The sequence below is a fragment of the Psychrobacter sp. GP33 genome (genome assembly GCF_014119005.1).
GTDB lineage: Bacteria > Pseudomonadota > Gammaproteobacteria > Pseudomonadales > Moraxellaceae > Psychrobacter.
In genome coordinates, this window is the sequence record NZ_JACGYX010000019.1 from 1 (window position 1) to 7143 (window position 7143).

General features: G+C 36.3%; 7 protein-coding genes. 2 read left to right on the top strand and 5 right to left on the bottom strand.

Going from position 1 to position 7143, the window contains the following annotated elements; translation table 11 throughout:
• From H2245_RS11845 to H2245_RS11855, 3 genes are all read right to left on the bottom strand, one after another.
• Positions 1-476 (bottom strand): nucleotidyl transferase AbiEii/AbiGii toxin family protein (locus tag H2245_RS11845; protein WP_182407618.1); only part of this gene is annotated, 476 nt, incomplete at its 3' end.
• A 2-nt stretch (positions 477-478) separates the two neighbouring features.
• Entirely contained in the window at positions 479-1393 is a 915-nt protein-coding gene (locus tag H2245_RS11850; protein ID WP_182407619.1) for a hypothetical protein, read from the bottom strand.
• 516 nt (positions 1394-1909) lie between these two features.
• Positions 1910-2305: a hypothetical protein gene (locus H2245_RS11855; RefSeq protein ID WP_182407620.1), complete on the bottom strand. Its 396-nt coding sequence runs from the start codon at positions 2303-2305 to the stop codon at positions 1910-1912.
• A gap of 520 nt (positions 2306-2825) precedes the next feature.
• Here H2245_RS11855 and mobV point away from each other — a divergent pair.
• Together mobV and H2245_RS11865 are read left to right on the top strand one after the other, a co-directional pair.
• Entirely contained in the window at positions 2826-3728 is a 903-nt protein-coding gene (gene mobV / locus H2245_RS11860; RefSeq protein ID WP_182407621.1) for a MobV family relaxase, read from the top strand.
• A 477-nt stretch (positions 3729-4205) separates the two neighbouring features.
• Complete coding sequence (locus H2245_RS11865) at positions 4206-5237, top strand: RepB family plasmid replication initiator protein (protein ID WP_182407622.1); 1032 nt, start codon at positions 4206-4208, stop codon at positions 5235-5237.
• Positions 5238-5278: 41 nt separating this feature from the next.
• Here H2245_RS11865 and H2245_RS11870 read toward each other — a convergent pair whose 3' ends face one another.
• Together H2245_RS11870 and H2245_RS11875 are read right to left on the bottom strand one after the other, a co-directional pair.
• On the bottom strand, positions 5279-6451 hold the full coding sequence (locus tag H2245_RS11870; protein WP_182407623.1) for a hypothetical protein: 1173 nt from the start codon (positions 6449-6451) through the stop codon (positions 5279-5281).
• Between the two features lie 280 nt (positions 6452-6731).
• On the bottom strand, positions 6732-7143 hold a 412-nt coding region (locus tag H2245_RS11875), incomplete at its 5' end, for a nucleotidyl transferase AbiEii/AbiGii toxin family protein (protein ID WP_182407624.1).

Consider the following 7143-nt stretch of genomic DNA (forward strand, 5'->3'; position numbering starts at 1 on the left):
TCACTTACTGATACACTCTCATTGAAGCTAATATCAAGCTCAACGATATGAGGAGACTGCTTGTTATCTAGGCGTGTTACAGCTTTCAAATTAGTGCTATCCGCATACCCAATTCTCGCTTTATAAGCCGGAAATTTTACTTTGCTAGGATCTTTAGGCATGTATTTTATAGAATGAACTAGGAGCTTTAAGTTATAGTTACTTAAGGCAACAACGGCTGTAATTTGCTTACTTAGCTTTAACTCTAGCTCTTCTTTGCTTAAAACCTCCATGTTATCTAAAGAAGATAGATCTAGATCAGTTGTGTAGCGTTCCGAGCCATAAGCTAAAGATAATACTATTCCACCCTTTATAACTAAATTTTGCGATAAGAATTTATCACGAGAAATAGCCAATAAAATTAAGTGAATAGCCTGCCTAAATTTTTTTTCATCATCGTTTTCAGCTCTATCTATCCACTCTTCAATATTTTTCATGATTAATTAAACACACTGTGATTAAGGGAGATGCACCAGTCCTCACTATATGAGTCTGAATAAGGTTCGTTTGATATCATTTTACGACTTCCTCCCCTAGCTGTGGAATAAGTCTTCCATTCAGCGATTATAGGATCCTGAATATTCAAATGGGAGTTTAAGATGAAACCAATGCGACTTTTATCGATAGCAGTGCCATATAGCTCAACTGAGTCTATGATCTCATTTAAAAGAACCTCTCCCATTTCTTCATAGACCTCTAAAACATGTTGAAATCCACCGCACAAATCGGGATTTCTCACCATTTCCAAGAACAAATCTCCAATGCTAATGATTCTAACACCTTCGCCTTTATTCATATGAGGGTAAAGGTGTGAGCGAGAGTGAACATTAAGGTATTTGCCCTTAATTTTGATACGCTCAGAAGGATATGGAGGTATAAATAGATTATTCTTTTCTAGGTTTTCACCATCTATGCTATTTTCCGAGAGAAGTTGTGACTGTCTTTTCTTCCATAATGTTCTAGTAGGAGCAATGTAATCAATTCTCTTTGGAATTCTGTTAGTGAGATTGTAGAACCTCATGGCGCTCAAATACGTTATATAGCCTATATTATATAGCGAGCAAACTATTTCTAGGTCACTAGGATTTTTATTAGCAATAACGAAGTAGTTTTCATATGGTTTTTGTACCAAGCCGCTAGATACAAGATAATCTGTAACTTCAGATAATTTTTTCTTTAAATTACTATCCGTCCTAAACCCTTTTATATCTTGGTTTTGGAAGGATCTAGTTTCACGTATGTGATGCAAAAATTCATACAACTCTGAATCGAAGAAAGCTGTTCTTGTGTTTAACCCAATTACCCAAAGGCTTGCAGCCTCTTCTATAGAAATTGTTTTCCGCATATCGGTCACATATTGTTTATAAGTCCTTAGGACTTATAAACAATATGTGACTAACTTACAAGCTTTTTTTTGTAAATAATGGCGATTCCACCTAAGCTATAGCTAATAAGGCTTTCAGAAATTGACATTATAGCTAAGGCATATTAAAATGCGTCCTAAGGACGCATTTTAATATGCCTTATGACAGATCGAGAAAACTATGTTATTTGAAGGCTGCGTACAAACGGTCATACCCCAAGCAAACCAATAAATTAGACCCTAAATCGAGCTAATGGACTATCTAATTCAGACCGATAAAAAGAAACTACCTATATCGAACTGTCAGTTCATATGAGCAAATAGAGTGAACAAGACAAAAAAGCCCCTTGTATCTGCTGATACCAGGGGTTAAATATTTAGTCATTATTGTTTTACGTGAGTACGTTAAATATAAGCGAAATGTACATCCAAATCATAAAAATAGGCGTTCTATACTTTTTACCAATGACAGTCTATTCACTCAATCCACCAAGAAAATCCGTAATTTCAACGCTCTTTCTCTTGTCCTAAAGACGCATAGAGATCTGCTAAGCTTATCTTTTCCCTTGGAGCTGTATTAGTGACTTGTCCATCAAACAGTGTGCTGTTTTGTTGACCCTCTTCAAATCCTGTTAAGGCAGCCTCTGCACCCGTTTCAGCGGTATCAGAATCTTCCTGATTTTCTAAGACAGTAGGATCATTTTCAAGTTCTGAATCTACTGCCACACTGCTAAGAGACTGGCGGTGCTGAAAAACATAATTTTTTAGTGTGCCAGCCGTCACCTCTAAGCCATGCTTTTCTCTTAATATCACCGCAACATCTTTATAGAAATAGGACTCCAGTAATGCTTCTATTTCGTGATAAAGCTCTCTAAATAACGCTATCTTCTTTTTCTTAATCATTCCTATGACCTCATTGATGCATTAAAAAGATCTTAACACACAGACCTTTAATTTACTAACGTTGCACTAACTAAAAACTAACGCATTACTAACTTTATTCTTACTGATATTACGTAGAAAACACTAACGTTCTACTACGTTTAAAATAACGATTTAATAACTTATAACTAACGACTGAATGAGGTAACGCTCTTTGGTCATTAAATTATTCAATTTAATGACTACACCATACGCACCCTAAAGGGACTGCCAAATACCTGATATTGTTAAGGTTAATGAAATCGGTTTTCTTGAAAATGTATGCAAAGTGCAAACAAAATTAACGTTAACCCTTGATTTATAACGGAAAAAACTGTTTGCAAACTGCAAACAGTTTTGCTTCTAAAAAGTGAAAAATACCCCCTAAACAGCCCTTTTTTACCTCTTTTTGCGTCAAAAATCTTACTTTCCTAACAGCTGAATTTATGGTGTAGTAAGTACCCTTTAGTGAAATAACACCCAATTATAGGAAAAAGTGGCGATGAACTATGCAATTTTAAGGACGGCAAAATTAAAAACCATGGGCAATATTGGTGGCAGTCTGGCACACAACTATCGAACGATAGAAACGCCGAATACTGACCCCAACCGCACCCCTAAAAATGAGCATAGTGTTGCGACCCCTGAAACCGTCAAACAGGCAATACAAAACCGACTTCCTGAAAAAAGACGTGCTGATGCGGTGCTATGTATTGAGTATTTAATAACCGCCAGTCCTGAATGGGAAGGCTGGGGAACTGGCAAGGAAACTGAATTTTTTAAGCGATCTAATCAGTGGCTCAATGACAAACATGGAGCAGAAAATATTGCAGGTATGAGTATTCATCGGGACATAAGCACACCGCAGCTAGTCGCTTATGTGGTTCCCATCGATCAAAGGGGTAAGCTGAACTGTAAAGCGTTTCTAGGGGGTCGGGTCAAATTAAGTCAGATGCAGACTGATTTTGCTAATACGGTTACTGATTTAGGGCTAACGAGGGGCAAGGAAGGCTCTAAATCTAGGCATACCAGCATCAAAGCGTATTACCACGATATCAATAACGCGAGGGATTTTAGTATCACAGCCGAACCACCCAAGCCTGAAATATTTGAAAGCAAGGCTCGGTATGGTGAAAAGGTCATAGCAGCCGTTATTGAGCAAATAGAACCAACTGTGAAAGCAGCAAACAGCATTTTAACGGACTACGAGAAGGCGAGAGTAGATAAAAGCGTTGCGGAAGACAGCTATGACACTCTAAAAAAGCGTGTTGAGCCTTACTTGTTGGCTACTCAGGGACTGAATCAAGAGGATATCGCTAGAGTGAATGAGGTAATGCAGCTAGAAAGCCGTAAAATCGCTGTAGAGAGGAATAAAATCAAAAAGGCTATGGAGGTATCAAAATAGAGTTAGACAGTGCTTAAATCTAATTATTTGGACAAATAGAGTGGTTTCTATAGCTCATTATTGAGGTCTAAGCAAAGTAAAGTCACTAGAATACTAAAAGAACTGGAGAATTTAAACAATCCTAAAGCTTGGGATGAGGTTAAAAACAAATTAATGGATTAATTATAAAAAATGGATAGATTACCTAACCCAAAAGATCGTAAAAAAGACCCTAACAGTAAGTGAAGCTTGAAGTTATCCACAAGCTTTTAAAGCTTATCCCTTTTTTAAGGTTTTTAAGGTTTTTAAAGAGTTTTTAGACCCCCCTGAAAGCTATATCCAGCATGGGCTAGATGAAACTAAATAGGACGGATTGACGGCTAAATAGGACGGATTGACGGCTAAATAGGACGGATTGACGGCTAAATAGGACGGATTGACGGCTAAATAGGACAATGATATAATATTGTCCTATTATAGTGTTTGAGGTTGGCAACTATGAGTAATGACTTAATTGTAATGGATAATGCGGTTATAAACGCAGCTTATGAATTGAGCGTAAATGAACAACGTTTAATTCTCTCAGCAATGGCACAAATTCCTAAAGGTGAACCAGTGGATGCTAAACATTCTTACTGTGTTACAAGAGATGACTTTATACGGCTTGGTGTTCACCCTGATACCGTAGCAAGGGAAATCCGAAATGCGTCAAAAGACTTAATGAAAAAATCATTATTTATAGATACAGAAGTTGGTGAACTTGAATTTCATTGGCTATCTGAAGTCTTGCGCTACGATAAAAATGCAGAAGAGAAGCTCAAAGCTAAGTACCCTAACCCTGAGGATTACAGCAAATATATTCAAATGCTTAGGGCTTACAATCTCATGGATAGCCTTATGCCTTCTGATGATAATAACGTTGTCGTGCGTTTAGTATTTAATGAACGTATTGTTCCATTCTTATCTGAGCTTAGAAAGAATTTTACACAGTTCAATATTGAGGATGTTGCAGGGTTTAGCAGCAGTTATAGTATGCGTATATACCAAGCTATGATGCAATTCAAGTCAACTGGTTATAGAAAGATGAAGCTAATAGACTTACGTTATATGCTTGCGCTAGGGGATAAGTACGAAGCTACAAAAGATTTGAAAGTGCGGGTCATTGATACCGCAGTCAAAGAAATTAATGAAAAATCACCCTACAAAGTAACCTATAAAATGCTAAAAACAGGGCGTAAATTTACTCATCTTGAGCTTGATTTTAAGAAGAAAAAGACAGAAGATAATACAATTAGAAATGTGCAGCGTGACGCCGATACAGCAGATATGTTTACAGTTAATGGGCTTACAGACAAGCAATTAGGGCGTATCGCACGTAATAATCAGTTCATTGCCGATTACAACCATCTTGTTAGCTCTACTAGTCCAGCAGGACAAGATCCCACAGAGTGGGAGTTTGAGATGATCAATCGTTTGAAAAAAGACGCTTCTCAGTTTAAGAAACGTCCTATTAGAGATTATCTCAAGTAATAAATATAGAGCAGCTATCTTAATAACCTAATTCCCTTTAGCTAACTTTCGTCATCGTCCTTAGAGCCCGACATTCGATTTATAGTGTCCATAACTGACTGCGAAGGTACGAGCTGCTCCATCGCTTTACTAGCTTTGATAGCATCATGAACTGTCGAATTAGATTTTAAGTATTTCTGTATCTGGTTCTTATCGGAGCTTTCAAAATCTCGTAGAGGCTGAATTGATTTAATTACCTTGTTTAGACGTTCCATACGGTCTTTATTTTCAAAAGAACTAATAGAGATATTATTTATTAGTTCTTTATATGACTCATATGAATCGCCATTTTTTGCATCCTGTACATATTCCTCGACGTTAGCACTATCTTCGATGGTATCAGTGACTACCGTTTCACTTTCTAGAACTACAGGGGTCTCTGATTTACTGTCTTCTAACTTTCTAACTTCTAATTTAGTAAGTGTTAATGCAGTAAAGTAATTATATGACTGCGAAGCATGTTCTTCACAACCGCTTATTTGTCCGTTTAAAATTGACATTTTCCTTAATAGCTCTAGGTCGTCCTCATTATCAGGATAACGTACATGATGATCAATTTCTCCCCAAGCTTCATCTAAAATACTACGAGCTTGCAGCTCCATTTTACAACCAGTGGGCTTTTCCTCTTGTAATATGTAATGAATAGATCTGTAGCGAGAGTCTTTTTGCTCTAATTTATAATTATAGGTTAATCCTTCATGCTTTTTTACCAAAGATGCTTTTGGGAAAAGAGTAAGGTCATCGTCATTAGCGTGATAAATCGTAATGATGCTATCAGAACAAACATTGAGATTATTAAAAATATACTCGTCTACTAACGACCAGTGAGCTTTAAAAATGAAAATTGCTCTTAATCCAATTAAGTCAGTAATAATGTCTCTATAGTTACTTACGTTTATATTTGCGTACTTAGGATTATCAGCAGACTTTTTCTTTTTCCGTATTATCTTTTTTATTAAGTGCAAAGGGTCTTTTACACGCCATTTAACAGAATTAACTTCCTTACAAGCATTTAAAATACGCGCGCGATATTCAGCTTGCTTCTCCATTAAATCATCATCTTTCTTATAATCTGTGTAAATCTCATAGAGGACATCCAGGCTTATGTCAACATCATCAAGATCTTCAGTTTTCAAGCCCAACTCAAACATCATCTGAGATTCATTTTTGTTCATTTATATTCCTTTGATCTATTCCATTTGAATAAAACTTATTTTTAAAATACATAATAAGACTACATTGCTTCTAAAAGAAAGCCTCTGTATCGATTTCTGAAATATAATAACAGTTTTGCCGTTTTGTTGTCTTTTAGCCCTCTGAAAGAGATATCAAAGAACTTAATCTTGCGACCAAAGGTTCAACTCTTTAGTAGGGAGCCGTATTCTTAGGCTTGGCTGAAGATATTTTTTTGCATATCCCAAGACCTAATAATATCCAACCTTTATTCTTAATAAATTATAGGCTTAAAACTTCCCACGGGAGTGATTCAAAATAATCTTGGACTACTGTATACATAACTTCTGGAGGTATTTCCATATCTACATCTATCTCAAGAGAAAGAGTATGAAAATCCTTGAGTGAGAGTTTTTTTATCTCTTCATCTCTCATTCCAGATTGATTCAAGTATGCTTCTATCCCTTTACCCTCAGAGCATTTAATCAGTTTATCTAATACAGTTTTTTTAGTTTCTTTTGAGTATAAAAGACTTACTTCTTGGTTTAAAAGGTAGTGAATATCGAAAATATCCTGACGGCGACTACGAGTTCTAACAACCTGTTGTAGTACGCTGCGATACTTCTCAGCTACAAGCTGTTCAAGTGAGTAACATAGAACATTGAGTCGGTCAGTTAACTTGAAGTTCTCAGTA

What these genes read in the sequence shown, in the direction of transcription:
- H2245_RS11855 (WP_182407620.1), bottom strand. Translation starts at nt 2,305, where the DNA reads ATGATTAAGAAAAAGAAGATAGCGTTATTTAGAGAGCTTTATCACGAA.
- H2245_RS11870 (WP_182407623.1), bottom strand. Translation starts at nt 6,451, where the DNA reads ATGAACAAAAATGAATCTCAGATGATGTTTGAGTTGGGCTTGAAAACT.
- mobV (WP_182407621.1), top strand. Translation starts at nt 2,826, where the DNA reads ATGAACTATGCAATTTTAAGGACGGCAAAATTAAAAACCATGGGCAAT.
- H2245_RS11865 (WP_182407622.1), top strand. Translation starts at nt 4,206, where the DNA reads ATGAGTAATGACTTAATTGTAATGGATAATGCGGTTATAAACGCAGCT.